At 61.8% G+C, this 25,499-nt stretch carries 24 protein-coding genes and 2 tRNA genes; 10 read left to right on the top strand and 16 right to left on the bottom strand.

The window, feature by feature from the left end; genetic code table 11:
• Positions 1 to 135: 135 nt before the first annotated feature.
• Positions 136 to 480, top strand: coding sequence for an acyl carrier protein (locus NQ050_RS03790; protein ID WP_257037955.1), 345 nt, complete (start codon positions 136 to 138; stop codon positions 478 to 480).
• Positions 477 to 1,280, top strand: coding sequence for an HAD-IIA family hydrolase (locus NQ050_RS03785; protein WP_257037954.1), 804 nt, complete (start codon positions 477 to 479; stop codon positions 1,278 to 1,280). The genes NQ050_RS03790 and NQ050_RS03785 overlap by 4 nt, the downstream gene beginning before the upstream one ends.
• On the opposite strand, the gene NQ050_RS03780 is transcribed toward NQ050_RS03785, so the two are convergent.
• The 4 genes from NQ050_RS03780 to NQ050_RS03765 all read right to left on the bottom strand — a co-directional run bounded on the left by NQ050_RS03780 (position 1,277) and on the right by NQ050_RS03765 (position 5,299).
• Positions 1,277 to 1,630 carry a hypothetical protein gene (locus NQ050_RS03780; protein ID WP_257037953.1) on the bottom strand — a complete coding sequence of 118 codons (354 nt, stop codon included), beginning with the start codon at positions 1,628 to 1,630 and terminating at the stop codon, positions 1,277 to 1,279. The genes NQ050_RS03785 and NQ050_RS03780 overlap by 4 nt on opposite strands.
• A gap of 211 nt (positions 1,631 to 1,841) precedes the next feature.
• A complete protein-coding gene (locus tag NQ050_RS03775; RefSeq protein ID WP_257037952.1) occupies positions 1,842 to 2,630 on the bottom strand; it encodes a serine hydrolase in 789 nt (262 codons plus the stop codon).
• Between the two features lie 103 nt (positions 2,631 to 2,733).
• Complete coding sequence (locus NQ050_RS03770) at positions 2,734 to 4,176, bottom strand: cytosine permease (RefSeq protein WP_257037951.1); 1,443 nt, start codon at positions 4,174 to 4,176, stop codon at positions 2,734 to 2,736.
• A gap of 352 nt (positions 4,177 to 4,528) precedes the next feature.
• Positions 4,529 to 5,299 (bottom strand): SDR family oxidoreductase, encoded by a 771-nt coding sequence (locus NQ050_RS03765; protein ID WP_257037950.1) that lies wholly within the window; start codon positions 5,297 to 5,299, stop codon positions 4,529 to 4,531.
• A 50-nt stretch (positions 5,300 to 5,349) separates the two neighbouring features.
• Between NQ050_RS03765 and NQ050_RS03760 the strand changes: the two genes are divergently transcribed.
• Complete coding sequence (locus NQ050_RS03760) at positions 5,350 to 6,825, top strand: succinic semialdehyde dehydrogenase (RefSeq protein ID WP_257037949.1); 1,476 nt, start codon at positions 5,350 to 5,352, stop codon at positions 6,823 to 6,825.
• 64 nt (positions 6,826 to 6,889) lie between these two features.
• Here the strand turns inward: NQ050_RS03760 and NQ050_RS03755 are convergent.
• A tRNA-Ile gene (locus NQ050_RS03755) sits at positions 6,890 to 6,963 on the bottom strand.
• A gap of 219 nt (positions 6,964 to 7,182) precedes the next feature.
• Here NQ050_RS03755 and NQ050_RS03750 point away from each other — a divergent pair.
• The 3 genes from NQ050_RS03750 to NQ050_RS03740 all read left to right on the top strand — a co-directional run bounded on the left by NQ050_RS03750 (position 7,183) and on the right by NQ050_RS03740 (position 8,659).
• Positions 7,183 to 7,255 (top strand) — tRNA-Asn (locus NQ050_RS03750).
• A gap of 450 nt (positions 7,256 to 7,705) precedes the next feature.
• Positions 7,706 to 7,948 (top strand): hypothetical protein, encoded by a 243-nt coding sequence (locus tag NQ050_RS03745; RefSeq protein WP_257037948.1) that lies wholly within the window; start codon positions 7,706 to 7,708, stop codon positions 7,946 to 7,948.
• A gap of 168 nt (positions 7,949 to 8,116) precedes the next feature.
• Complete coding sequence (locus tag NQ050_RS03740; RefSeq protein ID WP_257037947.1) at positions 8,117 to 8,659, top strand: thiamine biosynthesis protein; 543 nt, start codon at positions 8,117 to 8,119, stop codon at positions 8,657 to 8,659.
• A gap of 8 nt (positions 8,660 to 8,667) precedes the next feature.
• Here the strand turns inward: NQ050_RS03740 and dnaG are convergent, their stop codons facing one another.
• The gene (gene dnaG, locus NQ050_RS03735; RefSeq protein WP_257037946.1) at positions 8,668 to 10,584 is read right to left on the bottom strand and encodes a DNA primase; all 1,917 of its coding nucleotides are present in this window, start codon (positions 10,582 to 10,584) and stop codon (positions 8,668 to 8,670) included.
• A gap of 99 nt (positions 10,585 to 10,683) precedes the next feature.
• Positions 10,684 to 12,561, bottom strand: a complete 1,878-nt coding sequence (gene glmS, locus NQ050_RS03730) for a glutamine--fructose-6-phosphate transaminase (isomerizing) (protein WP_257037945.1) — start codon at positions 12,559 to 12,561, stop codon at positions 10,684 to 10,686.
• Positions 12,562 to 12,667: 106 nt separating this feature from the next.
• Here glmS and NQ050_RS03725 point away from each other — a divergent pair, with 106 nt between their 5' ends.
• Both NQ050_RS03725 and NQ050_RS03720 read left to right on the top strand, forming a co-directional pair.
• Positions 12,668 to 13,183 carry a ribonuclease domain-containing protein gene (locus NQ050_RS03725; protein ID WP_257037944.1) on the top strand — a complete coding sequence of 172 codons (516 nt, stop codon included), beginning with the start codon at positions 12,668 to 12,670 and terminating at the stop codon, positions 13,181 to 13,183.
• Between the two features lie 10 nt (positions 13,184 to 13,193).
• Positions 13,194 to 13,400 (top strand): hypothetical protein, encoded by a 207-nt coding sequence (locus NQ050_RS03720; RefSeq protein WP_257037943.1) that lies wholly within the window; start codon positions 13,194 to 13,196, stop codon positions 13,398 to 13,400.
• A 44-nt stretch (positions 13,401 to 13,444) separates the two neighbouring features.
• Here NQ050_RS03720 and NQ050_RS03715 read toward each other — a convergent pair whose 3' ends face one another.
• Both NQ050_RS03715 and NQ050_RS03710 read right to left on the bottom strand, forming a co-directional pair.
• The gene (locus NQ050_RS03715; RefSeq protein ID WP_257037942.1) at positions 13,445 to 14,734 is read right to left on the bottom strand and encodes a deoxyguanosinetriphosphate triphosphohydrolase; all 1,290 of its coding nucleotides are present in this window, start codon (positions 14,732 to 14,734) and stop codon (positions 13,445 to 13,447) included.
• Between the two features lie 13 nt (positions 14,735 to 14,747).
• Complete coding sequence (locus NQ050_RS03710) at positions 14,748 to 15,545, bottom strand: YdcF family protein (protein ID WP_257037941.1); 798 nt, start codon at positions 15,543 to 15,545, stop codon at positions 14,748 to 14,750.
• A 369-nt stretch (positions 15,546 to 15,914) separates the two neighbouring features.
• Between NQ050_RS03710 and NQ050_RS03705 the strand changes: the two genes are divergently transcribed.
• Positions 15,915 to 17,999, top strand: coding sequence for a YgcG family protein (locus NQ050_RS03705; RefSeq protein ID WP_257037940.1), 2,085 nt, complete (start codon positions 15,915 to 15,917; stop codon positions 17,997 to 17,999).
• Positions 18,000 to 18,028: 29 nt separating this feature from the next.
• Here NQ050_RS03705 and NQ050_RS03700 read toward each other — a convergent pair whose 3' ends face one another.
• The 3 genes from NQ050_RS03700 to NQ050_RS03690 are packed head-to-tail and all read right to left on the bottom strand — an operon-like array spanning position 18,029 to position 20,408.
• Positions 18,029 to 18,475, bottom strand: coding sequence for a hypothetical protein (locus NQ050_RS03700; protein WP_257037939.1), 447 nt, complete (start codon positions 18,473 to 18,475; stop codon positions 18,029 to 18,031).
• A complete protein-coding gene (locus tag NQ050_RS03695; RefSeq protein WP_257037938.1) occupies positions 18,475 to 19,020 on the bottom strand; it encodes a hypothetical protein in 546 nt (181 codons plus the stop codon). Before NQ050_RS03695 ends, NQ050_RS03700 begins: the two co-directional genes overlap by 1 nt.
• Before the next feature lie 2 nt (positions 19,021 to 19,022).
• Positions 19,023 to 20,408 (bottom strand): glycine--tRNA ligase, encoded by a 1,386-nt coding sequence (locus tag NQ050_RS03690; protein WP_257037937.1) that lies wholly within the window; start codon positions 20,406 to 20,408, stop codon positions 19,023 to 19,025.
• Between the two features lie 1,030 nt (positions 20,409 to 21,438).
• On the opposite strand from NQ050_RS03690, the gene NQ050_RS03685 reads away from it, so the two are divergent.
• On the top strand, positions 21,439 to 21,894 hold the full coding sequence (locus tag NQ050_RS03685; protein ID WP_257037936.1) for a Fur family transcriptional regulator: 456 nt from the start codon (positions 21,439 to 21,441) through the stop codon (positions 21,892 to 21,894).
• An 18-nt stretch (positions 21,895 to 21,912) separates the two neighbouring features.
• Here NQ050_RS03685 and NQ050_RS03680 read toward each other — a convergent pair whose 3' ends face one another.
• Genes NQ050_RS03680 through era form a run of 4 tightly spaced genes read right to left on the bottom strand, consistent with a single transcriptional unit; the run spans position 21,913 to position 25,457 of the window.
• Complete coding sequence (locus NQ050_RS03680; RefSeq protein ID WP_373456423.1) at positions 21,913 to 23,019, bottom strand: VIT1/CCC1 transporter family protein; 1,107 nt, start codon at positions 23,017 to 23,019, stop codon at positions 21,913 to 21,915.
• Entirely contained in the window at positions 23,016 to 23,750 is a 735-nt protein-coding gene (locus NQ050_RS03675) for an isoprenyl transferase (protein WP_257038051.1), read from the bottom strand. The genes NQ050_RS03680 and NQ050_RS03675 overlap by 4 nt, the downstream gene beginning before the upstream one ends.
• Before the next feature lie 42 nt (positions 23,751 to 23,792).
• Positions 23,793 to 24,527 carry a DNA repair protein RecO gene (recO, locus tag NQ050_RS03670; RefSeq protein WP_257037935.1) on the bottom strand — a complete coding sequence of 245 codons (735 nt, stop codon included), beginning with the start codon at positions 24,525 to 24,527 and terminating at the stop codon, positions 23,793 to 23,795.
• Positions 24,528 to 24,536: 9 nt separating this feature from the next.
• Positions 24,537 to 25,457 (bottom strand): GTPase Era, encoded by a 921-nt coding sequence (gene era / locus NQ050_RS03665; RefSeq protein ID WP_257037934.1) that lies wholly within the window; start codon positions 25,455 to 25,457, stop codon positions 24,537 to 24,539.
• Positions 25,458 to 25,499: the final 42 nt, after the last annotated feature.

Raw genomic sequence — 25,499 nt, 5'->3', positions numbered from 1 at the left:
CAACGACGGAAACCAGGACACCTTCCGGCCATACAGGGCGCTGCTGAGGCAAAGGTGTCCTGAAAACCAACCCAGAGGGCAGGTAGGCTTAACCTCGTTGGCAATTGGCCAGGAAGCACAGCGGAAAGGACACTGATGGCGTCGTTGCAGGAGCAGCTCGCGGCACTGACCCAACACCAGCACCAGCAGGCTAGTCAGCAGGCCAAAGAGCAGACGGGCCGGGAAGATGTTTCGTCTGGGGAAGGAGGGGGCCGGAAGGCGGAGGCGGAGACGTCGGTACGCTTGCGGGCGCTGCTGCCGGAGGAAGTGCCGATGGGGGCGACCCTGGAGGAGTCTGGGCTGGATTCGCTGGAGAGGATTGAGCTGGCCGTGCGCGTGCAGCAGGAGTTTCAGATCAGGATTTCGGAGGAGGAGTTTCTGGGGCTGAGGTCGCTGGATGAGTTGTGCGAATTGATTGATCGGCGAGGAGATGGACAATGACGATCGCGTATTTGACGGACATGGATGGCGTGCTCATTCGCGAAGGGGAGATGATTCCTGGGGCGGATGCGTTTATTGGTGCGCTTGAGGAACATGGGATTGAGTTTTTGGTGCTCACGAACAATTCGATCCACACGCAGCGCGATTTGGCCGCGCGCCTGCGTCAGACGGGATTGGACATTCCGCCGGAGCGGATTTGGACCTCGGCTACAGCAACGGCGGTGTTCCTTTCGCAGCAGGCCAAAGATGGCACCGCGTATGTTGTAGGCGAGTCCGGGCTGACCACCGAGCTGCACGATCACGGCTTTGTGCTCTCGGATTCCAACCCCGATTTCGTGGTGCTCGGCGAAACACGCACCTATTCTTTCGAGGCGATCACCACCGCGATCAACCTGATCAACGCCGGCGCGCGCTTCATTTGCACGAACCCCGACGTCACCGGCCCTGCCCCGCACGGCGTCCTGCCTGCCACGGGTGCGGTCGCGGCCCTGATCACCGCCGCCACCGGCAAGGACCCGTACTACGTGGGCAAGCCAAACCCGGTGATGATGCGCTCGGCGCTCAACGCGATCGGCGCGCACTCGGAGCATTCCGTGATGATCGGCGACCGCATGGACACCGACGTCCGCTGCGGCCTCGAAGCCGGCATGCGAACCATCCTCGTGCGCACGGGCATTTCCGACGAACACGAAATCAACAAATACCCCTACCGCCCCACCGACGTAGTGGATTCCGTGGCCGAGCTCAGCACGCGCATCTTGGACCCCTTCAGCGACGGCCACTACGGCCACAGCGCTTAGGCTGCTGCTGCGTCGAGGAAGGAGAGCTCGCAGCGAAAGTCCATGGCGTGGGCGAGGTCGGCGAGGGCGTCGTCGAGGAGGCGTAGCTCAGCCGGCGTTGCGTACAAAGGCTGGGTGCACGCTATCCGACGCGGCCAGCGCCCCTGGACTTCCCAACGGCAAAACGCCGCGTCCCACACCGAAGGGGCAAGAGAGTGGCTGCCACGAGGGTCCGGTGCGGTCGCGAAAGCAGCGCCCAAAGCCAGCGGCGGGGCGCTGCGCAACGTTGCGGCAATCGCGGCTTCAACCGCAGGGCGCGCCGCGGCAGGCGCATCTGCAATGGTGAGCAGCGCGCAGGAGAGCAACTCCATGGGGTGGCCCCTTTACTGAGTACCAACAGCGAAAACTGTGCTGTTGAGACGAGTTTCGTCTTCCCCAACGCCTCGTGCTTCAGCGGGAACATCCGCGGGAACATCCCTAGTGTTGCCCGCGATTCTGCCCCCTTGCGCATTCCCCCATCAACTCTCAATCACCACTTCACACCCCCATTTGCTCAAGTGCTCGTTGAAAGTTCTAGGCGCTCTAGGTGGCGGTGCGCCACAGTTCGTCGTTGGTGTCCGCCCACAGGGGCTTGGCCCAGTCGCCGAAGGCGCGGTCGGTGAGCACCACCGCGGCGTGCCCTGCCTTGGGCTCAATCCACAGGTACGTCCCCGACTGCCCAAAGTGGCCCACTGTGCCCTCCGGCATTTGGGTGCCGGTCCAGTGCGGCGATTTGCTCCCCTTAATTTCAAACCCGAGGCCCCAAGGGCAGGGCTTCTGATTGCCGTAACCTGGTACAACGCCGGGGAGGTCGCCACCGTGGTTTTGTATGGCATTTCGCACGGTGCTGGGGTGCAGCAAAGTTGGGCGCAGCACCTCCTTGGCAAAACGCAACAGGTCATTGGCCGTGGAGCGGGCCTCGTGCCCAGGCGAACCCCACAGTTCGGTGCGCCCCATCCCGAGCGGCTGGCACAGCGCCTCGTCGAGGTATTGAGCAAAAGGCATCCCCGCAGCCTGCTCGAGGTGCTCTGCCACTAGTTCGAAGCCATATGAGGAGTACACCCGGCGCGTATTCGGCTCCCTCGTGCTGTCCTGGCGTTGGAATCCCACCCCGCCGGTGTGGCTGAGCAACTCAGCGACCGTCGCGTTGGTGGGGCCGATGCGATCCTCCAGGGCAATTGCTTCCTCTTCCACCGCAACGAGCACCGCGTACGCGCTGAGCAGCTTCGTCACGCTCGCCAGCTCATACACCCGATCCAGCTCGCCGTAGTGCACCCCAAACGTGCTCGCCGCGCTCACATGTTCACAGGGCCATTGCGCAAAGTCCGTCATGTGTGCCCATCATAGTGCCACCGGGTTTCTCGCTCGCCCCTCCCTCGCGGAACGCGCGTGCCGACGCCGCCGAAGTTCGCACGCTGGCAGCGTCGGCAGGCGCCTAGCGGCGTTCCTGGGCGCGGACCTTGGATGCGCACCCCAGCCAGTAGCCAACGAAACCAATGATCAGAGCAATGATCACGCCAATGTTGCCGTAGGCCCATTCGCCTTCCTTGCCGCCGATGAGGAAAAGGAGGTAACCCTGCCAGTCATTGAATGGTGCGTCGGAGTAGGTGTTGATCACGAGGCCCCAGCCAACCACGCACGCGATGGCCATCAGCACCAGGGACACGCCGTTGAACGCGCCGTAGCGGCCCTCGCTGTCAAAGAGTGCCTGTTCGTCGTAGGGTTGCTTGCGCAGAGCGATGTCCGCCATCATGATGCCCGCCCACGCCGCCAGTGGCACACCCAAGGTGACCAGGAAGGATTGGAATGGGCCAATGAATGTTGGGGAGAAGAACACCACGTAGATTGTGCCGGCGGTGAGGATCAGGCCGTCGATGAGGGAAGCCAGCGGGCGCGGAACTTTGATTCCCAAGGTGAGAAGCGTGAGGCCTGAAGAGTAGATGCCGTTGATCGCACCGGAGAGAAGCGAAAGGATCGCGGTAAGCAAAAACGGCAGAAGGAACCACGTAGGCAGCAGCGCAGAAAGCGCACCAATAGGGTCCAGACCCACGTTTTCCGAAAGCTCACTTGAGGACCCAGCCAGCAGCAAACCGAAGGAAATCAGCACTGCAGGCCCCAGGGAGCCGCCGAGGGTATTCCAAAACACAATCGACGAATCCTTGGTGCTGCGAGATTGATACCGCGACCAATCCGCAGCGATGTTCACCCAGCCCAGGCCGGTGCCGGTCATGACCAACGTCATGCCACCGATCATGCCTGGCAGCGAACCAGATTCCATGCTGCCTACGGCCTGCCAGTCGATTGCCGGGAACACCAAAATCACATAAATGATCGTGGTGAAACCCGTCAGCCATGTGAGCACGGACTGCATCCGCATAATGACGTGATATCCCGCCACCGCACCGAGGACGATCAGCACGGCCACTGTTACCGAAGCGATGACGTTCAGCAAGGTCATGCTGTCCGTCATCCAGCCGAGGCGCTCAAAAACCGTTGCTGTAGCCAGCACCGCCGTAATTGCAAGTGAGGTTTCCCAACCAATCGAAACCAGCCAGGAAACGATGCCCGGAATCTTCGCTCCCTGCACACCAAATGCAGAACGCGACATAACCATAGTTGGCACCGACCCACGCTTGCCGCCGAGCGCAATCACACCGCACACAACGAACGACAAAATCACACCAAGCACCGCCACCACCGTGGCCTGCGCAACCGAAATACCGAAGCCCAACACCCAAGCGCCATAGCTCATGGTGAACACCGAAATGTTCGACGCAAACCACGGCAAAAATAGCTGCCTCGGCGAAGCAGTACGCTGCTCCTCCCCCACAATCTCAATGCCAGTGCGCTCAATCGCGCCGACCTGAACCTGCTCCATGTTGCTACTGCACCTTCGCACTCAAAAACTAGGGACTTTTACACCTCCAGGCAGGCAGTTCCTCCCTAGCCCTTCGGCGTTGCACAAAGCATAGCCCCTACCCCGGACACGGCCTCATCCGAGCCCGGCACCAGGGGGTAGTACGGGGATCTTGTCTTGGCGGCCACGACGGTTTTCAGGACACCTTTGGTGTGATTGCGCCATCTGGAACCGAAAGGTGTCCTGAAAACCTACCTTGATGCCTCGCGGGGCTAGTTGTTGCACGTTCAACGACGGAAACCAGGACACCTTTGGCAAACCCACGCCCCAAAATGGCGAAAGGTGTCCTGAAAACCGTCGCGAAAGCAAACCCTTAGCCGGCGATGAGGCGATTGATGAGCCGCGCGAGTCGTTGCGGGGCGAAGCGCCCGGCGGTGGCCAGGAGGCGGTCGGTGAGGCTCACTCCGTAATGGATTTGGGTGCGCTGCCAGCGATTGGCCGGGTGGACTGCGCCCCAGACTGCTTCGGCAACTTGCTCCGGGGTGATGCGCACGCCGAGGCGCCGGGTGGAGCCAACGTCTACCTGCGCCAATGCGGTTTTGGCCCACAGCGGGTTGATGCTGACCACGCGGATGCCACGCCGGCGCCATTCCAGGTCGAGCGCCTCGGTGAGCCCTTGAACATAAAATTTGCTCGCGGAATACGTCGCGATTCCAGGCTGGCCGTAAATCGCGGAGGCGCTCCCCATGTTGACCAGTGTGCCGCCGGCCGAAAGGTGCTCGCTCGCCGCCCGCGCTCCCAATGTGAGCCCCAAACAATTGACGTTGATCTGCAGCGCAACCTCATCTGGGCTCAGCTGAGCCAAGTCGCCGGCAACCAGGACGCCCGCGTTGTTGTGCAGTACGTCAATGGGCTTGCCCGTCTTCCCCGTGAAGTCGGCGAGCGCGCGCTCCCAACCTTCGGCACTGGTGACGTCGAGAACCCCTGTGATCACCCGAGCCCCATGCTGCGCTTGGAGGGCTGCGACCTCGGGGGATTCGGGCGTGACGTCGTAAATTCCCACTGTCCAGCCCTCTTGGGCGAAGCGTTTGGCCACTGCCGCTCCGATTCCGCGGGCGCCTCCGGAAATAAAAATCGTGTGCATGGGGGTAATACTAACTACGCGTGTCATGGACGTGTTCTAGCCTTGTTTTCATGAGCAGCGCCGAGATCATCATCACGAATCCTCGCACCGGAGAGGTGCTGGCCACGGTGCCTTCTATGGGCATTTCCGACGTCGACGTCGCCTTCTCCCGGGCGCGGGCGGCAGCGAAGCGGTGGGCACAGACTGACGTGCGAGAACGCGCTGCGGTGTTTTTGCGGCTGCACGACCTGCTGCTCGAGCACCGAGACGAGCTGCTGGAGACGATCGTGTTGGAAACCGGCAAGAACCGAGCCAGTGCCTTTGAAGAAGTAATGGACACGGTGATCAACGCTCGCTACTACGGCAAAAAGGGCCCTAGCCTGCTGAAACCCCGGCGGGCCAAGGGGGCGCTTCCGGTGATCACGAGCACCGTTGTGGAACATGTGCCCGTGGGCGTAGTGGGAATCATCAGCCCATGGAATTACCCGCTTACGCTCACGCTTTCGGACGCCATCCCGGCGCTTTTGGCGGGCAACGGTGTGGTGATTAAGCCGGATTCGCAAACTCCGATGTCGCTTCTTCTCGCCGAGCGGCTACTACTCGAGGCCGGCCTGCCCGAAGACCTATTGCAGGTGGTCACGGGCCCGGGCAGCGTGGTGGGTGACGCGATTGCCCGCCAATGCGACTACCTCATGTTCACCGGCTCCACCGCAACCGGACGGGTCCTCGGCGCAATTGCTGGCGAACGGCTCATTGGCTACTCCGCGGAGCTCGGCGGCAAGAACCCGCTGATCATCACCGAGGACGCCAACATGGCAAGCACCATCAGGGGCGCGCTCAACGCTTGCTTTTCCAACTCAGGGCAACTGTGCATTTCGATTGAACGCATCTATGTTCACCAGGCGCGCTACAAAGAGTTTTTGGAAGGCTTCGTGGCCGCCGTGCGCAAGATGCGCATCGGTACCGGCGGATGGGCCGAGGACATGGGCTCACTTATCTCCGCCAAGCAGGTGGATGCCGCAATGGACTTTGTCAACAACGCCATTGACTCCGGAGCCACCCTGCACTGCGGTGGGCGGCTGCCGGACCTGGGGGCGTCGTTCATGGCTCCGGTGGTTCTCAGCGGCGTCAACGAAACCGCAGACGTCCACAAACAGGAAGTTTTTGGGCCCGTGGTCTACGTTGAGCCCTACTCGAATGTTGAAGAGGTGATCTCCCGCGCGAACGCCACCGACTACGGGCTCAACGCATCCGTGTTCGGCAAGCCGGCCACCGCGAAGGCCATCGCGCGGCGCATTATGGCAGGTAGCGTCAATATCAATGACGGCTACGCCGCCACCTTCGGCAGTATCGACGCCCCCATGGGCGGCATGAAAGCAAGTGGGCTGGGGCGCAGGCACTCCAGTGTGGGGCTGCTGAAGTACACGGAAGCACGCACCACAAGCATCCAGCGACTGACCCCAATTCAAGGGCCGGAAGAACTCAATCGCGAGCAGTACGCCAAACTGGTGAGCAAAGCACTCAAATGGGGCAAGCACCTCTTGTAGCTCGCTCAATACCCTCCGAGAAAGGCAAAACCCCTGGTCATGGGGCCAGGGGAAATGTGGTTTGTGGGGCCACCGGGGCTCGAACCCGGGACCAACGGATTATGAGTCCGCAGCTCTAACCGACTGAGCTATAGCCCCACGCCAGCGCGCTTAAACGATTACCACCGTTCGTGTCTACAACGACATTATGCAGGCAGGCTGTCTCAGTATAGGGCAAAGCGTTTGGCATTCCGAAACCCCACCACCGCCACCCTCGTTCCCGGCCCTGAACTGCCGGTTTGCGAAAGTTCGATGCATGCAGATATAGTTTCTTTTCGTTGCAAGGCGCAAGCACAAAGCAAGCGCAGAGCATCACATTCCGCCATAGCTCAGTTGGCAGAGCATTCGACTGTTAATCGAAGGGTCACTGGTTCGAGCCCAGTTGGCGGAGCAAAACAACCCACCTCGTTGCGGCAACTACGCAGCCGGGTGGGTTTCTTCGTGGATTGAGGCCGATTGCGACGGAAATCAGGACACCTTCCGCTCGGCCGCGCCCCCATAACCCTCAAAGGTGTCCTGAAAACCCACCCAAGGCACACCCCACCACTAAGCCCTCAGCCAACCACGACGGAAACCAGGACACCTTTCACCAAACCACTCCACCGAACAACAAAAGGTGTCCTGAAAACCTACGCGCAATAGGGCCCTACGCCGCGCCCGCACTACGGAACAAGGCCTCGGGGCCTCGGGTACAGTGGAGGCGTCGTAGATGGAACGTGGATTGAGCGCAGCGGAAGCCTCTAGGTGCGCGAAGGCATCGTTCAGCAGGCATCGCTGGGCAGGCATCGCTGACGCAGACGTCACGTAACAGACATCGCAAGGCTAAGGAGAGCATTTCGCTGTGATTCAGTTTGTTGTGGGCGCCGCCGCTGGGTATGTCTTTGGCACGAAGGCCGGGCGCAAGCGTTATGAGCAGATTAAGAAGGGATATAAGCTGGCGGTGGAGTCGCCGGTGACAAAGCAAGCTGTGAAGTTCACCCGCCAGACCTTGGCAAACAAGTTGGATCCGCAGCCTCGAATGAAGGAAGTCCGGAACCTGAAGCAGGATGATGGCTCCACGGTGCTGGAGCCCGACCAAGACTAGCCCCCTAACTTCGCGCACGTACTCCCATCACGGGGGTACGTTTTGCGTGAAAGTCCCCCAATCTAGTTGGCAGCTCACGTAGAATATTTGGGTATGCGTGGGCGGCTTGCCTGCCCCCGATTCATCCGTTTTGCACGCTTGACTCTGTGGAAAGGTTGGAAGGCCCTCATGGCTTACTCCCGTCGTCGTTCGTTGACTTTGGCTGGTGCCGCACTCGTTGTTGGCAGCGCCCTCGCTGCTTGCCACCCACCAAGCGAGGTGGATTCCGAGTTGAAGGTAAACACCGCCACTGGTGTTGCCGCACCTACTCAGGCCTCCACCACCACTTCCGCTGAAGCCGGAGCTGAAGCTGAGGAAAACGTTGAGATCTCCCTACCCAACGCACAGCTCACGGAGGGCCAGCAGTTCAGCTTCACGGTCACCGGCCTGCTGCCTGAGGGTGGCTACTATGCGGCGATTTGCTCGGCAGAAGATTCCGACGTCCCCGCGTGCACCGGCATCCAAACTGATCCAGCGAACCAGGCTTGGCTGAACAACGCCAGCGGTAACGTCGCGATTGACGCCAGCGGCGCCGCTGCCGTCACCCTCACCGCAACAGCCACTGGCGAGGACCTCGACTGCACCACCGATGATTGCGTGCTCAAGGTCTTTGGCGACCAAAACAACGACTTCGAGCCAAAGGCGGAGGTCCCAGTCACCTTCACCGCCTAAGCAGGCGCTTATTTAAACACTCTGTCCAGGAGTTCGCGGCGGGCCTGCTCGAGTGCGATGAGGTCGGCAAACATGCGGTTGTATGTTTGCTCGTCCTCGCTCGGGCGCATCCGCTGTAATTGGCCCTTCAGTAGTGCGATCTGATTGCCCACGCGCTGCTCATGCAGACGCGAGAGGGTGCGGTCAGTGTGCACGCGAAGGGCCTCATTTATGCCCTCCTCCAGGTCCATCTCTAGGTGGATTTGTTCCACCGCAAGCTCGGAGACCACGGACTGGGCGATCATGTCCCGCAGGCGGTCGTTCACTGCCGAAATCCACCCAGCCCCAGCGCCATTCACCGCGGCGGCGCAGCCGCCCGCCTGGGCAATCGCGCCTCGGATCGCAGCGTAGGTGGGGTGGGTGAAGGCATCATCGGGGAGGCCGTCAAAGTAGTCCCCCGCTGCGGCCGGCTGCTGCAGGGCAAGTTTGAGGGCCTCGCGCTGGGGCCAGAGCTTGGGGTCGCGGCGGTCTGGCATCGGCAGCAGCGCCTGCGCCGTGGGGGCCTGGGCCGCGTCGGTACGCATTGCACGGCGCCGCTGCTCTTTGGGGCGTTGGCTGGCGGCGCGGACTTGCTGGAGGACCTCGTTGGGGTCAGGCCAGCCCACGAGGCCGGCGAGGCGACGGGCGTATTCGGTGCGCAGGGGGGCGTCCTTGATGTCGGCGACAATGGGGACGGTGCGGCGCAGGGCTTGGAGGCGGCCTTCGGCGGAGTCGAGGGGATAGTTGACGATCATGCTGCGCAGCACGAACTCGATCATCGGTTGGCGGCGGGCCACGAGTTCGCGCACGGCGGCGTCGCCTTTGGCAAGGCGCAGGTCGCAGGGGTCCATGCCGTCAGGCGCGATGGAGACGTAACTTTGGCCGGTGAATTTTTGGTCGCCTTCGAAAGCGCGCAGGGCGGCTTTTTGGCCGGCTTCGTCCCCGTCGAAGGTGTAGATGAGGGAGCCGGCGAAGAAGGTGTCGTCCAGCATGTAGCGGCGCAGGATCTGCAGGTGCTCCTCGCCGAATGCGGTACCACAGGCCGCAACGGCGGTGCGGACGCCAGCCGCATGCATCGCCATAACGTCGGTGTAGCCTTCCACCACCACCGCTTGGTGTGACTCAGCAATGTGCCGCTTGGCGGCATCCAGGCCAAAGAGCACCTTGGACTTCTTGTAGAGCAACGTCTCTGGGGTGTTCATGTATTTGCCCAGTTTGTCGTCGTCAAACAGCTTGCGTGCGCCGAAGCCGATCACATCGCCAGAGACGTTTTTGATGGGCCACAGCAGGCGGCGGTGGAAACGGTCAATCGGCCCCTGGCGCCCCATCGTGGAAAGCCCGGCGGCCTCCAGCTCCTTGAACGCAAAGCCCTTACGCTGCAGGTGCTTAGTCAGGGTATCCCAACCGGCGGGGGCAAATCCGCACTCGAACTCGTGGATAAGGTCCTTGGAAAAGCCGCGGTCCAGCAGGAATTGGCGTGCGGGGGCGGCCTCTGCGGTCTCCAATTGCTCACGGTAGAAGGCGTGCGCAGCCCTGTTCGCCTCGATCAGGCGCTTGCGCGTACCGGGTTCCTCGCGCCGCCCGCCGGTGGTTCCGCCCTGGTAGTTAATCGTGTAGTTGATCTTTTCCGCTACCGCCTCCACGGCCTCTGGGAACGTCAGGTGTTCGACTTCCATGAGGAAGGTGAACACGTCGCCGCCCTTGCCTGTGGAAAAGCAGTGAAAATACCCATGGTTCGGGCGCACGTGGAAGGAGGGCGTCTTTTCATCCTTAAACGGTGAAAGCCCCTTGAGGGAATCCGCGCCAGCCGGCTTGAGCTGCACATACTCCCCCACAATCTCCTCAATGGGGGCCTGTTCACGAATCGCCTGGATATCGCTGTCCGGAATCCTGCCCTTTGCTGCCATACCGGATATCGTACCGCCGCCGTCAAGCTTCGCGCCGCGCACGCAAAACGACGCCGCCAGGAGCAGACCTTGGCGACGTCGGCACGCGGGCTTGCGGCACTACTCCACAGTGACCGACTTTGCGAGGTTGCGTGGCTGGTCAACGTCATAGCCCTTGACCGTTGCCACCGCGCAGGCAAACACCTGCAGCGGCACGGTAGCTAGCAGCGGCTGCATCAGCGTGGGGGCCTGGGGGACGCGAATCACGTGGTTGGCGTATTGATTGACGGCGGTGTCGCCTTCCTCCGCAATCACAATGGTCACGGCACCGCGGGCGCGCACTTCCTGGATGTTTGACACCACCTTGGAGTGCAGGGAATCGCGGCCACGAGGCGAAGGCGCGATAATGAACACCGGCTGCCCCTCCTCCACCAATGCGATCGGGCCGTGCTTCAACTCGCCGGCGGCGAAACCCTCAGCGTGCAGGTAGGCGATCTCCTTGAGCTTCAACGCACCCTCCAGGGCAACTGGGAAACCAACGTGACGGCCCAGGAACAGCACTGAGGAGGCATCCTTCATGTTCTCTGCGAGCGCCTTGACCTCATCCTCGCGGTCGATGACCTGTTGCACCTTCTCCGGGATCTGGCGCAGCTCGGCGAGGACGGCGTTGACTTCATCCGCGAACATGTTGCCACGCACCTGCGCGAGGTAGAGACCAAGCAGGTAGGTGGCGGTGATCTGGGCGAGGAAGGCCTTGGTGGAGGCCACTGCGATCTCCGGGCCGGCGTGGGTGTAAAGGGAGGCGTCGGCCTCGCGCGGGATCGAGGAACCGTTGGTGTTACAAATGGCGATCACCTTTGCGCCCTGCTCGCGGGCGTGGCGCACGGCCATGAGCGTGTCCATGGTTTCACCAGACTGCGAAAGGGCTACAACAAGCGTCTTTTCATTCACAATCGGGTCGCGGTAGCGGAACTCATGCGCAAGCTCCACCTCGGTGGGGATGCGGCACCAGTGCTCAATCGCATACCGGGCAACCTGCCCGGCATAGGCAGCGGTGCCGCAGGCGATCACGATGATCTTATCGACGCTTCGCAGCAGCGACTCATCGATGCGCAGTTCATCGAGGGTGAGCTTGCCATTTTCATCGAAGCGGCCCAGCAGCGTATCGCGGATCGCGGCTGGCTGATCGTGAATTTCCTTGTCCATGAAGGAGTCAAAGCCATCCTTCTTGGCGGCCTGCGCGTCCCACTCCACCGTGAAGGGCTTCCCCTCGGCTGGGTTGCCGTCAAGGTCCGTGATCTCGTAGCCCGCTGCGGTAACGGTGACCACGTTGTCATTGGCCATTTCCACGGCCTGCTTGGTGTAGTCAATGAACCCGGAGACATCCGAGCCGAGGAAGTTCTCCCCTTCGCCAACGCCGATCACCAGGGGCGAGTCACGACGTGCCGCCACAATCCGGTCCGGCACATCCGCATGCACGGCGAGCAGCGTAAACGTACCCTCGAAGCGCTTGCACACCGCGCGCATGGCGGCGGAGAGGTCACCGAGCTCCCCGTACGCCTCCGCGAGCAAAGCGGCCGCAACCTCGGTATCCGTCTCAGACACAAAGCTGTGCCCCTTGGCCACCAGCTCGGATTTCAGCTCAGAAAAGTTCTCAATGATGCCGTTGTGCACCAGGGCGAGCTTGCCACCATCCACAACATGGGGGTGAGCGTTGGCGTCGGTAGGCCCGCCGTGCGTAGCCCAGCGAGTATGCCCGATGCCCAGCACGGAATCCGGCAACGGTGCGGCCTCAATCTCCGCCTCGAGCATGGCCACCTTGCCCGCCTTCTTGCGGAAAGCAACCTGCCCATCGGCCACCACTGCCACACCTGCGGAATCGTATCCGCGGTATTCCAAGCGCCGTAGGCCCTCAAGCACGACGTCAAGCGCGAAGTAGCTGCGAGCCACCTCACCTGGGGCGGGTTGGGTACCTACAAAACCTACGATTCCACACATGTCCTAAAGCGTACATTGGTGTGTCAAGCCCCCACCGTTGCGCCACAGCTTTGCCTGCATACGGGGCAAAAATGGGCGTGTCTTGCCTGTGTGCAACAATGTTGCCATGCCTTCAGAATCCGCATCACAACCCTCACCCCCAAAGGGAATCAAGACCCTCCTCGGGGCGATCCTGGCCATCATTGGCGCCAGCATTGGCTTCGGCGTTGGTTGGCCGCTGGGCGGGGAAGATTCCGCGCCTACCTCCAGTGCTGCCACCAGTACCTCCCCCAGTGCCGTTGCATCTGCTGGGACGACTTCGCGCGCTGCCGCTGTGACGGACGGTGACACCTGCGCCGTCGGTACCTTGCCCACCGAGGCCACGGAGACGATCGAGGACATCCTCGCAGGCGGGCCCTATGACTACCCCGAGAATGACAACCGGCGATTTGGCAACTACGAGGGCCATTTGCCGCAGGAATCCCGAAACTTCTACCGCGAGTACACCGTAGAAACCCCTGGGCTGCGCCACCGCGGGGAACGCCGCATTGTCACCGGAGGCGGCACGGAAACCGACCCCGAAGTCTGGTACTACACCGATGACCACTACGAATCCTTCTGTGAGATCCCCGATGCCGAGTAACCGATTGATCGTGACCAACCCCCGCAGCACCGCGGACTTCGGCGCGAGCTTCACCCCGCAAGCGCGCAATATCGATGCGCTTATCGACGCCCTCCGGCACGCGCAGGTGGGCACCGTAGTGATCCGGGGGCTCACCGAAGCCACACCCCAAGTGCAGCGGGTTTGCGCCGCACTGTGGGACAGCGGGCTGAGCGTGGAGCTGGAAATAGAGGACTGAGCCTAAGTGATGTGGCCAAAGTGCGGTGGCCTAGGTGCGGTGGCCTAAGTGATATAGCCGACGAGCCCTGCCGCCTGCCCCACCAAACGCTCGAGGCGGGATTCAGTCATGGAGGCGATCTGGTCCACCACCACTCGCTCGCGCTCCAAGTCGGTGTTCGCCTGCTCCCACCACAGGCGGAACATTGGGTCGAGGGCTCCGGGGGCGCCGCCCATGAGGTACTCATAGGCGATGGCGATGCGGTCGCGCTGGTGATCCTGCCGCTGCAAGTGAATGGGGTTGTCCATGACGTACAGCACGGCGATGGTCTTCAGCAACGTGACCTCGGCGAGCACCTGCTCCGGGACCACCAAGTTTCCCTGAACCCGGCCGATCTGCCCAGAGTTAGCCTGGCGGGTGGCCTCCACCACCGCGCCCACGTAGCGCCCCACCAGCTCGGAGGTCATTGCCTTCACGTTCACAAAGCCGGTGAGCGTGGCATCAAAATCGGCGGCGCGCCCCACTACCTGCAGCTCGCGGAGGCCGTCTGCGGCAGCGATGAGCTGTTCTGGGGTCACGCCACCAAATGCGCGCGCACCTTTGTCCGCCAGCTCAGCCAACTCAACAAAGTCCCACAGCACGGACAGGTTGATGCGCCCGGAAACAATGCCGTCTTCAACGTCGTGGACGCTGTAGGCGATGTCGTCGGAAAAGTCCATGGCCTGGGCTTCCATGCTCGGGCGCTCGTCGCTGTGCCCTTGGCGGATCCAGGTGAGTATTTCTGCGTCTTCGTCGTAGCAGCCGTACTTCCTGTTCACCTGCCCATCCGCGGCCGTGCGTGTGCGCGGATACTTGCAGGCCGCGTCCAGCGCCGCCCGGGTGAGGTTCAACCCAAACGACTCCGCCTCCAACCCCTTCCCCACCAGCACCTTTGGCTCCAGCCGAGTCAGAATCCGCAAGGTTTGGGCGTTGCCCTCAAACCCGCAGTCGGAAATCTGATCCAGCGCCTTCTCCCCGTTGTGCCCATACGGTGGGTGGCCGATATCATGCGTCAAACCAGCCATTTCACACAAATCAGCGTCAAGGCCGAGCCCTTGGCCAATGCCGCGGGCGATCTGCGCTACCTCCAGAGAGTGCGTGAGCCGCGTGCGCGGGGTGTCGCCATCATGCGGGCCCACAACCTGCGTCTTGTCCGCGAGCCGACGCAGCGCCGCCGAATGCAGCACCCGGGCGCGATCGCGCGCGAAAGGCCCCCGCCCATCGCCGCCTAGCCCACCGGGGGTGACCAGTTGCGAACCCTTCGGTCCCTCCTCGAACCTCCGCTGCCAATCCTGCGGCCCATACACAGCACTCATACCTTAATACTTGTTACCCTTCGCTCTGCTGAGACGTGCTGTGTTGCGCCTTGAGCACGTCGTAACGCTTCTGCCGCCTCGGCCACAGGGAAGCGGCGAGGTCGCGTAAACCAGACTCCACCATAACCCGCGCCTGCGTGCCAAAGACCCACGCCACACCCACCGCAACCATGCCGCCGCTTTCATGGAGGAGGTCTTTGAACCAGCGGCGGCTCAGCGGCTCCACCGGCGAAAATGGCGTGGGTGAACTGCGCACGCGGAGGCCTTCTTGGGCGCCGATGGCCTCGCAACGCAGTGCGTGGAGCGGGTCCGAGATCACCAGCAACTTCGCCCCAGGCTTACCCACCTGCTCCAGGTGCTTGCGCACGGCATCGAAGGAACCGCGTGTGTCATTGCCGACGGGCAACGCCGTGATCGCCAGCGGATCCACATGCTCGGTGATCAAAAACTCGCGCGCGACCTCGGCCTCCGTGTGGACGTCACCAGGCAACTTGCCCCCAACAGTGATCACTTCCAACCGACGGCACCCACCCCACAGCCGAGCCGCCCACTGCAAACGACCCGCAAACTGCTGCGAGGGGCGCCCATTGTACTGCGCCGCACCCATCACTACCAGCGCATACGTGTCCTTCCGCGGCCGTGAACGATAGGCGCCACGAGCGATCACAGCCAGTGCGGGGCTCAACAGCACCAAGGCAGCGAGCAGCGCGGCCCGGGTTTGGCTTGTTGAGCGCGGTTGGGTTTCGGCCGGGCTCAGAAGGCTCGGGAGACTCGGGAGGCTCGGGAGGCTCGGGAGGCTGAAAAGCTTCATGCCCCAAAGTGTATGTGCGAAAAACCAGGCGCGCGACGGCAACCAGGACACCTTTGCTGCTGAGGCGGCTGGAAATTATTGAAGGTGTCCTGAAAACCTACGTTGTTTGCGTATGGCTCGGTTCGGCACCAACCACGACGGAAATCAGGACACCTTTACCCAAACCGCGGCGTCCCCATACAAAAGGTGTCCTGAAAACCTACGCTGTTGGCCGCTGGCCCGGTCCTCCACTATCCACGACGGAAATCAGGACACCTTTACCCAAACCGCGGCGGGCAACGAGCAAAGGTGTCCTGAAAACCGTCGTGGATACGGCCAGCGGAGAACCACCCCAACGGACTGATAAGGCGAGCCGCTAAAGTGGTGGGCATGAAACTTTCGCGCTTTGCTGCTTCCGTCGCGCTCGCTGGGCTTCTGGGCGTGCCCGCCTTGGGAGCGTCGTTAAGTCCTCTCTTGCCGCAGGCTGCCGCCTATGAGGATTTGGCGGCATCGAACATTCCGGACCTCAGCCAGGCTGTGACAGATGAGGCCGGAGTGCTCAGTGGTGCAGATGAGACTGAGATTGCGGCTGCCATCAGTGAGCTGCAGAGCGAGACGGGCCTCATCCTGAGGGTGGTGTACCTTGATTCTTTCGGCGGGATTTCGCCGGAAGTGTGGGCTAACCAGGCACAAAGTAGCATGGGCACGCAACAGGGCGCAGTGTTCGTGGTGGCGGTGGGCGACCGCGAATTCGGTGTCAGCGGCGGCGAGGGGTGGTCGTCGGCGGCCCTGGACGCGGTGTACGACGAGTCGCAGCCGCTGCTCGGGGACTCGAACTGGGCCGGCGCCGCACTCGCAGCCGCGAGCGCACCTATCGGCGCAGGGAATGCAAGCGTCACGACGTCGCCCCAGACCTCAGTTGACGGCGGTGACCTGGCGTGGCTCGGCGCGGGCGGGGCGGCGTTGGTGGCAACCGGTGGCGGCGCCTGGGCATACACTCGTAACCGCCGCAAGAAGCAGGATCAGGCCACGCTCGAGCAGGCACGTGCCATTACCCCAGGTGATCGGCAGTCGCTCGCAGCCCTGCCCACCACCACACTAGAGACGCTCGCGCAGGAGGAGCTGGTGTCCACGGATGAGTCGATTCGCGGAGCACGCGAGGAACTTGAGATCGCCGTGGCCGAGTTCGGCGCCGAACGCACCCGCAACTTCCAACGCGCCATGAATCACTCCACCACCACCTTGCAAAAGGCCTTCGCCGTGCAGCAGCAGCTCGCGTCTGGCCAGTACCAGGGCGAGCAGGAAAAGCGGATGCTGCTCATTGAGATCATTTCCAGTTGCGCATCCGCCGACGACGCCCTGGAGGCCGAGGCCGCAAACTTCTCCAAGCTGCGTAATCTGCTTATCAACGCGCCGCAAGCACTGGATACGCTGGTGGCCCAAGTGGTGGACCTGCGCTCGCGCCTGCCCAAGGCAGAAGCGGAACTACAACAGCTCAAAGCACAGTATTCGGAGTCCATGCTGAACTCCATCGCGCATAATCCAGAGATCGCAGCGGCCGCGATCGAGCAGGCAGAACGCAACATCGACGCCGCTCGCGCCATCCAATCCAAGCCGGCAGGCGAGCAGGGTGCGATCGTTGACCTCATCCGCGCCGCCGAATCCGCAACCACTAACGCAGCAAAGCAAATTGCCGCGATTGAGAATGCCCAGGCGAACATCGCCGCCGCGACCGCAGGCATCGAACCACTCATCACGGAGGTCCAAGCGGAAATCACCGAGGCCACTACACTGCGCGAACAGGGCATGCACCAAGGCGCGCAGATGGATTGGAGTGCTCTTGACTCCGCCCTCGCCCACGCCCGCGAAGCCCTCGCCACCGCGCAAGAGACCAAGGGCAGCGACCCACTCGGGGCATGGACAGAGCTTACCGACGCAGACACCGACCTCGATGCCCAACTGGACCTCTTGCGCGATGCCGCCAATACGCAGCAGCGCCAACTCGCGCTCTTCCAGCAACAAGTGCAGGTGGCTCAAGCACTGATTCAGCAAGCCGCGGACTATATTGATACCCGCGGCCGCGTGGTGCGTTCCGGGGCACGCGGCCACCTGGCCAACGCGCAGCGCCTGCACGCCCAGGCACTTCAAGATCAAACCAGCAACACCAAGGCAGCCACTGAATACGCACGCCAGGCAGCAGCAGCCGCCCGTAGCGCTCTACGCGCTGCCGAACAGGATTTCAGCACCTACCAGCGCAACAACACCCCACGCGGTGGCGGCTCGAACATGGGAGGAATCATCACTGGCATGGTCATCAACGAGATCCTGAACGGATCCGGCCGTGCCGGCGGTTTCGGAGGCGGGGGCTTCGGAGGCGGCAGCTTTGGTGGCGGAGGCTTCGGCGGCGGAGGCGGTGGTTTCCGCGGCGGCGGCTTTGGTGGCGGCGGCGGTGGCTTCCGTGGCGGATCCTTCTAAGCAAAAATGAGGCCGAAAGGCCTCATTTTTTATATCCGCAGCACCCGGTTTGGGGTATCCACCAGCATCGCGCCGTAGGTGAGGAATACGAGGTCGATGGTAGGGATGCTAGGGGCGTTGGGAGCCTCCGGGAGTTCGGCGAGGAGGGTGCCGTCGGTAAGCGCGCGGAGGCGGAAGACTACTTGATCGTCAACGTCGAGTACGTCGCGGACCTTGCGCCAGGGGCTGGTGCGCACCAGGCGGTAGCGGCGGCCAGCGCACGAGGCGGCGAGTTCGTGGACGGTGAGGCTCACTTTGTGGATGGTGAAGACCTCGCCGGTCATGCTGGTAGCGCGGGCACGGAAACCGATCACCGTGCCTTGGGAGGTTTCCAGGAGGAGCCGTTGGTCGCCCACGTGAAGGATTTCGGCGCGGACAAAGGCTAGCACGCCGGAGGGGCCGTGCATCTCCTGTCCGCGCCACGTGTAGGTAGTCATCAGAGCAGCATAAACAGGATGATTGGGGTGAGCAGCAGCAGGCTCACCGTGAGGACCAGCGTGGACCCGCCCAGCTTTGCCTCCATCACGGTGCGCGACACCAAAGAGAGGAAGGCGGCTTGTTCGGGGCTCAGCGGCACTTCTTGCTCGAACTCGGTGTAGGAGTTGCGGGCGCCGTTGTTGCCACCGGAGAATTGGCCCACTTTTTGGTCTGCGGCATCGTTGGTGGCGTATACCCAATCCATGCGCTGCTCGTTGATTGCAACTACGGGAATGCCCACGTTGATATCAATGCGGTGGGCTTTGCCGAAAGGCTTGTCCACAGCCGCGGCCGTGAACACCGAGCCGTCTGGGAGGGTTGCGGTGAGCCGCTGTTTGGTGGCGTCGATACGCCACTGCTGCCCGAGCACGGTGACGTCCTCGCTGCCCAGCAAGTCCCTGGGAAACGTGCCCATGGTGAGAGACTTGGCGTCGTGGAGGTCTACGAGTACGCGGCCTTGTTCTTTGCGGCGATTGGTCCAGCCGGTGTGGGAGAGGTCGTACATCACTAGCAACCAATCAGGCGTGCAGCCAGGTAGGACTGCAGGTCCTCAAGCTTCACGCGCTCCTGTGCCATGGTGTCGCGCTCGCGGACGGTCACGGCGCCGTCCTCCATGGTGTCAAAGTCTACGGTCACGCAGAACGGGGTGCCTACCTCGTCCTGGCGGCGGTAGCGGCGGCCGATGGCGCCGGAGGTGTCGTAATCCACGTTCCAGAACTGGCGCAACTGCTCGGCCAGCTCGGTGGCCTTCTCTGTGAGCGGCTCCTTCTTGGAAAGCGGCAGCACGGCCACCTTGATTGGGGCAAGGCGGTAGTCCAGCTTGAGCACCACGCGGGTATCCACGCCACCCTTGGCGTTTGGCGCCTCCTCTTCGTGGTAGGCGTCCACCAGGAAGGCCATCATGGAACGGCCCAGGCCAGCGGCGGGCTCGATGACGTAAGGGATCCAGCGCTCGCCAGATTCCTGGTCAAAGTAGCTCAGGTCCTCGCCGGAGCCTTCGGAGTGAACGCGCAGGTCGTAGTCGGTGCGGTTGGCAACGCCCTCAAGCTCTCCCCACTTGGAGCCCTGGAAGCCGAATGCGTACTCCACGTCCACGGTGCGCTTGGAGTAGTGGGAAAGCTTCTCTTGAGGGTGCTCGTACAGGCGCAGGTTCTCAGGGTTGATGCCGAGGTCTACGTACCACTGGTAGCGGGCGTCAATCCAGTACTGGTGCCATTCTTCGTCAGTGCCGGGCTGGACGAAGAACTCCATCTCCATCTGCTCGAATTCGCGGGTGCGGAAGATGAAGTTACCTGGGGTGATCTCGTTGCGGAACGACTTGCCGATGTTTGCAATACCAAAAGGTGGCTTCTGACGCGAGGAGTTCAGCACGTTCTTGAACTGCACAAAGATGCCCTGGGCGGTCTCTGGGCGCAGGTAGTGCAAGCCCTCCTCATCATCCACGGGGCCAAGGTAGGTCTTAAGCAGGCCGGAGAATGCCTTTGGTTCGGTCCAGGCGCCTGGCTGGCCGGTTTCTGGATCTGGGATGTCTGCCAGACCGTTTGCTGGTGGATGGCCGTGCTTTTCCTCGTAGGCCTCAATCAGGTGGTCAGCGCGGTAGCGCTTGTGCGTGTGCAAGGATTCCACCAGCGGATCCGTAAACACCTCAACGTGGCCGGAGGACACCCAGGTCTGGCGCGGCAGAATCACCGACGTATCCACGCCCACCACATCGGGGCGCGACGTCACCATTGAACGCCACCATTGCCGCTTGATATTCTCCTTGAGCTCCACACCGAGCGGACCGTAATCCCAGGCAGAACGAGTACCGCCGTAGATTTCACCACTTGGGTACACCAGTCCGCGGCGCTTACAAAGGTTCACTACGGTTTCAATCACATTCTTAGCAGCCACGGGGGTCCACCAACTCCTTGCACTTCAACGATTCCTGTTCAGCGCCCGGCTGGCCCACACGCACGGCCCTGCCCAGACGCCTACAACATACAAGGCCCTAGTGTAGCGTGCGCTTGCAGCTTTTCGCGCCTGACCGACCCCGGTACCTTTGGTGAGCATGTACGACGCCGCCAGCACCCCAACGCCCCCAAGGTAGGCCGCGGCGGAGCACCCTCGAGGTTGCAGGAGATTGCAGCGTTGTAGCTCTAGGGGAGTCCTAAGAATGGCTCGACGACCCCTTACTGAACATCACTTGACAACGCCAAAAAATGAGGATAAATATCGCTCCACCGCTCCCTTGATGTTCCGCTTGCAAAAATTTGCAGTACTCAGGCGAGGCGTTGAAAGAGTGACATCCATCCGCGCGGAGCAGGACATATTCTTCCCCAGCACGCCCCACTCCGCGCGCCTATTGCAAGTTTTTGCAAGAATTTCAACCCTGCCCACTACACACTTAAATTCCCGGAAAGGGCCGGTTCATGCACCACATTTCCCCCAGTTCCCCACGGTGATTTATAATTTTATTCATTAGATTTGTTTACTTATCCCAAAAACTGGGAATGTTGCCCAGAATATGGGTTCTTAATGGAAAAGGGCACGTTATTCACAGTCCCCCAAAGTCATTACTGAGAAGCCTTAACTCATTTTCCTCAAATTCACCACAGTTCACGGGCTTCGCTTTTAGTTTTTCCATAGCCAATTTCATAGTCGTTCGTCCAAGGGTAAGCACCCGTAGAGAACTCCCAAGTCCCTAGTTCTGGGGCCTGGCATCATGGGTTTTCATGATCACGCACGTCCGTACCGTCCGTACGGTCCGTGCTGTTATGAACCGTTCATGTTGGGTGTCCGTCCGGCTCCTAAGAGCGCCGGTCGCGTCCCTCATTCCCGATGCCGCCAGGTCCTGGCACCCGCGCCACTTTGCAGATCCAGCGCAAGGTGCAGGTTTTCGGCCGCTTTGGCAAGATATTGGGAAAGAATTTGGAAGGTTGTTATGCCTCGATCAACGGATCAATCAGTACCCAAGCTCGGTGTACGGAGTACCCGCCAGCGCACCGCAGTGGTGAAGGTGTTGCGTGAATTGGACAATTTTGCGTCCGCAAAAACAATCCACCACGAACTCACGCGGCGTGACCAGCGAGTGGGCCTGACAACCGTATACCGCACCCTGCAATCTCTGGCAGATATCAAGGCAGTAGACGTATTGCACATCACCGGCGGGGAAACCCTGTACCGGCACTGCATCTCCGAGGATCACCACCATCACTTGGTATGCACCAATTGCGGTCGGACCGAAGAAATCGACGGTGGCCCAGTGGAACAGTGGGCCAAGGAGGTGGCTAGCCAGTTCGGTTACACGCTGACCGGCCATGACGCCGAGATTTTTGGGCTTTGCACCCAGTGCTCGGCCCGCCTTGACACCACCAGAAGCTCAACCGAATCGCACTAAGCCGCTCCCTCACCACCGCTAACCCACCACGGTGCCGAAGGCCAATCCCAAAAGATAGGTCACCACGGAGGCGCCGATACCAATGGCGAGCTGGCGCAGCGCCCGCTTCAGCGGCGACTTACCCGACAATATGCCGGTGATCGAGCCGGTGAGCATCAATGCCAGGCTCACGAGCACCAGGGCGATGATACCCGCGGTTGAGGTGGCCAACCCGAACAGGAACGGCAGGATTGGGATCAGCGCCCCTGACGCGAAAAAGCAAAAGCTCGATACTGCCGCCGACCACGCACCACCCATTCCCCCGTTAGCCCCACTGAGGCCCTTGCCAAACTCCTCGCGGGAAATCTTTTGGCTCTGCTCAATCTGGTTGAACAGCTTGGCGGCCTGAATTTCCGCCTCAATCTCACTCATACCGCGCGCACGGTACACCAGGGCGAGTTCGTTCGCGTCTACATCAAGTTCCTGGATTGCCTCTGTAGCTTCTGGGTGCGGGCGAGAAGCCTCCAAGAGTTCATTTTGACTTTTCACAGAAATAAACTCACCGGCTCCCATTGACAGTGCGCCGGCAAGCAAACCGGAAATGCCGGTAAGCAACACAACGTTGCTCGGGACGCCGGAGGCCATCACACCCAGGACGAGGGCGAGGTTGGACACCAAACCGTCGTTGGCGCCGAAGACCGCCGCGCGGAAGTCGCCGGAGATCTGCTCGCGCCCCCGAGCGGCGAGCCCTCGAACCACCTCGGCGTGGATGGCTTCGTCAGCCTTCATTTGTTCGGTGGCGTCTTCGTCTGAGGCGTAGGGGCTGCGCGTCTCCGCGGTCTGCATCATTGCAAGGACAAACACGGAACCGAACCTGCGCGCCATCCAGGCCATAGCCCTGGTGGAGCGGTCGGGGCGAACCGGCATGCCCACCTCTGGCCCCAGGAGCTTCAGCCAGTGCTGCTCGTGGCGTGCCTCCGCATCAGCGATGCCCAGCAGAATCTCGCGCTCCTCGCCTTCCTTGCGTTTAGCCAGCTCACGGTACACCGCGGCCTCCGCACGCTCGTTGGCTAGGTATTGCCGCCAACGCTTGATCTGCGCGTCTGTGGGGCCCTCCCCTTCCCCTTCACCGTTATGAGCGATCACTTCACACCACCAAAACGACGGTCTCGTTGCGCATACTCCAGCACCGCCGCACGCAGGTCTGCCGAGGTATAGTCTGGGAACAGTTTGTCCTGGTAGACCATCTCCGCGTAGGCCGACTGCCACAAAAGGAAGTTCGAGGTGCGCTTCTCCCCAGAGGGACGCAGGAAGAGGTCCACGTCCGGCATATCCGGCTCGTCGAGGAACTGCGTGAAGGTCTGTTCGGTGATCTCCTCGGGCCGCAACTCGCCTGCGGCGGCTTTGCGAGCGATCGCCCGGGCTGCGTCGACAATCTCAGCCCTGCCCCCGTAGTTCACGCACATTGCGAGCGTCATGTTGGTGTTGTGCTCGGTGAGCTGCTCGGCGGCTTCGAGTTCGCGGATCACGGAGCGCCACAGACGGGGGCGGCGGCCTGCCCAACGGACGCGGACGCCGCGGGAATGCAGGTAGTCGCGCTGGCGGCGCAGGACGTCGCGGTTGAAGCCCATGAGGAAGCGCACCTCGGAGGCGCTGCGGCGCCAGTTTTCGGTGGAGAAGGCATAGGCGGATAGGTAGGGTACGCCCAGCTCAAGACAGGTATCCACCATGTCCAGCAGCACGGCCTCGCCGCGTTTGTGCCCCTCGGTACGCGGGAGCCCCCGCTCGGTTGCCCACCTGCCGTTGCCGTCCATCACCAGCGCGATGTGGCGCGGCAGGAACTCTGCAGGAATTTCGGTAGGAATCTCTGCAGGAATTTCGGGGTTCGTTTGAGCATTCACCCCAGCAATTCTGCCACTTTAGGCTTGGTCAAGCACATTCAAGCTCAGCACCCGCCGCTCGCTGTGCCAGTGCAGATGATCGCGCACCATCTTCTCCACCTGGGCCAGGCGGGTGGGCGTGACCAGCGCGGCGGCGGCCTGATCCGCGCCCTGCAACAGCAACCACATGATGTGCAGTGCCTCCGGGTCGACTTCCCGGGTGCCCGCCGGGCGGCACATTACGCACACCGCCCCGCCAGCATGGGGGTGAAACGCGTGGTGTGGGCCCTCCGCGCCGCACTGCGCGCACTGATAGAGGCTCGGTTCCCAGCCGGTCACGGCCATCGCGCGAAGCAGAAAACTTGCTACGTGGAGCTTGGGCATTTCCGACGCGCGCAGGGCTTTCAGCGCCCCTACCGCAAGGTCATAGAGCGCCGCGCTCTCCGCACCTTCATACGCCAGCTTTTCCACGCCTTCCAAGACCGCGCAGCCTGCGGCGTAGCGGGCGAGGTCGTCAATAAGCTCCGCGCCGAAAAACTCCACGGTGTCAGCCTGCGTGATGGTGGACAGGCTTTTGCCCTGGTACAGCTGCACGCTGAGTTCCACAAAGGGCTCCAGCCGGGAGCCGAATCGGCTCTTCGCACGCCGCACCCCCTTGGCCACACCTCGCACAATGCCGAACTCCCGGGTGAGCAGCACGATCACCCGGTCTGCCTCGCCAAAGTCATAGGAGCGCACCACAAGAGCACGGGCGTGGACGCTTTGCCTGCGCATCACGCCTCCTTAGAAGCCCAGGCGCCCCAGGGACTTCGGGTCTTGCTGCCAGTTCTTCAGCACCTTGATCCGCAGGTCCAGGTAAATGTTTTGGCCCAGGATGTCAATAATCTGCTGCCTGGAGTTGTGCACGATCCGGGATAGCCTGCGGCCCTGGTGGCCAATGATGATGGACTTTTGGCCGGGGCGTTCTACGTAGATCACGGCGTGGACGTCTAACACGCCCTCGCGGTCCTCGCTCGGCAGAATCTCATCCACCTCCACGGCCACTGAGTGCGGGAGCTCGTCTTTCAGGCCGGACAGCGCTGCCTCACGAATGAGCTCGGCGATGCGGGTGTTCGCGTCATCATCCGTCACGTGATCATCTGGGTAGAACTTTGGCCCCTCCGGCAGGTGTTGCACGATCACGTCTAGCAGCACGTCGCGCTGCTCACCGGTGACAGCGGACACCGGGACCACCTCGGACTCGCCGCCAAGGAGTTCGTGCAGCGCCATGAGCTGCGCCGCAACCTCGTCCCGCGAGACCTTATCCACCTTGGTCACAATGCCGAGGATCGGGGTCTTGGGGGCAAAGCGGCGCACCGCGTCCAAAATCCACCGATCACCTGGTCCGATCTTTTCGTCGGCCGGGATGGTGAGCGCAATCAGATCCATGTCTGAATACGTTTCCTTCACCACCTCGTTGAGGCGCTCGCCCAACAGCGTTCGGGGGCGGTGCAGCCCTGGGGTATCCACCACGATCACCTGGGCGTCCTCGCGGTGCACAATGCCGCGGATAGGGTGGCGGGTGGTCTCCGGCTGGTTCGCGGTGATCGCAATCTTTTCCCCAACCAGCGCGTTGGTGAGGGTTGATTTACCGGTGTTGGGCCTACCAACAAAACTTACAAAGCCAGAACGAAAGCCTTCTGGGGTGGCAGCAAAATCAGTCATTAGCGCCAATCCTAGCCCTGCTGGCAGGCAAAAAGCCAGTAC

The sequence above is a fragment of the Corynebacterium sp. 122RC1 genome (assembly GCF_024580955.1).
Classification (GTDB): domain Bacteria; phylum Actinomycetota; class Actinomycetes; order Mycobacteriales; family Mycobacteriaceae; genus Corynebacterium; species Corynebacterium kozikiae.
The sequence above is the reverse complement of the archived record's forward strand: the minus strand, read 5'-3'. Positions and strand labels throughout refer to the sequence as shown.

What these genes read in the sequence shown, in the direction of transcription:
- NQ050_RS03780 (WP_257037953.1), bottom strand. Translation starts at nt 1,630, where the DNA reads ATGGAGTTGCTCTCCTGCGCGCTGCTCACCATTGCAGATGCGCCTGCC.
- NQ050_RS03685 (WP_257037936.1), top strand. Translation starts at nt 21,439, where the DNA reads ATGCCTCGATCAACGGATCAATCAGTACCCAAGCTCGGTGTACGGAGT.
- NQ050_RS03790 (WP_257037955.1), top strand. Translation starts at nt 136, where the DNA reads ATGGCGTCGTTGCAGGAGCAGCTCGCGGCACTGACCCAACACCAGCAC.
- NQ050_RS03695 (WP_257037938.1), bottom strand. Translation starts at nt 19,020, where the DNA reads ATGTACGACCTCTCCCACACCGGCTGGACCAATCGCCGCAAAGAACAA.
- glmS (WP_257037945.1), bottom strand. Translation starts at nt 12,561, where the DNA reads ATGTGTGGAATCGTAGGTTTTGTAGGTACCCAACCCGCCCCAGGTGAG.
- dnaG (WP_257037946.1), bottom strand. Translation starts at nt 10,584, where the DNA reads ATGGCAGCAAAGGGCAGGATTCCGGACAGCGATATCCAGGCGATTCGT.
- NQ050_RS03740 (WP_257037947.1), top strand. Translation starts at nt 8,117, where the DNA reads ATGGCTTACTCCCGTCGTCGTTCGTTGACTTTGGCTGGTGCCGCACTC.
- NQ050_RS03715 (WP_257037942.1), bottom strand. Translation starts at nt 14,734, where the DNA reads ATGAGTGCTGTGTATGGGCCGCAGGATTGGCAGCGGAGGTTCGAGGAG.
- NQ050_RS03710 (WP_257037941.1), bottom strand. Translation starts at nt 15,545, where the DNA reads ATGAAGCTTTTCAGCCTCCCGAGCCTCCCGAGCCTCCCGAGTCTCCCG.
- NQ050_RS03765 (WP_257037950.1), bottom strand. Translation starts at nt 5,299, where the DNA reads ATGCACACGATTTTTATTTCCGGAGGCGCCCGCGGAATCGGAGCGGCA.
- NQ050_RS03700 (WP_257037939.1), bottom strand. Translation starts at nt 18,475, where the DNA reads ATGACTACCTACACGTGGCGCGGACAGGAGATGCACGGCCCCTCCGGC.
- NQ050_RS03775 (WP_257037952.1), bottom strand. Translation starts at nt 2,630, where the DNA reads ATGACGGACTTTGCGCAATGGCCCTGTGAACATGTGAGCGCGGCGAGC.
- NQ050_RS03760 (WP_257037949.1), top strand. Translation starts at nt 5,350, where the DNA reads ATGAGCAGCGCCGAGATCATCATCACGAATCCTCGCACCGGAGAGGTG.
- era (WP_257037934.1), bottom strand. Translation starts at nt 25,457, where the DNA reads ATGACTGATTTTGCTGCCACCCCAGAAGGCTTTCGTTCTGGCTTTGTA.
- NQ050_RS03725 (WP_257037944.1), top strand. Translation starts at nt 12,668, where the DNA reads ATGCCTTCAGAATCCGCATCACAACCCTCACCCCCAAAGGGAATCAAG.
- recO (WP_257037935.1), bottom strand. Translation starts at nt 24,527, where the DNA reads ATGCGCAGGCAAAGCGTCCACGCCCGTGCTCTTGTGGTGCGCTCCTAT.
- NQ050_RS03785 (WP_257037954.1), top strand. Translation starts at nt 477, where the DNA reads ATGACGATCGCGTATTTGACGGACATGGATGGCGTGCTCATTCGCGAA.
- NQ050_RS03770 (WP_257037951.1), bottom strand. Translation starts at nt 4,176, where the DNA reads ATGGAGCAGGTTCAGGTCGGCGCGATTGAGCGCACTGGCATTGAGATT.
- NQ050_RS03705 (WP_257037940.1), top strand. Translation starts at nt 15,915, where the DNA reads ATGAAACTTTCGCGCTTTGCTGCTTCCGTCGCGCTCGCTGGGCTTCTG.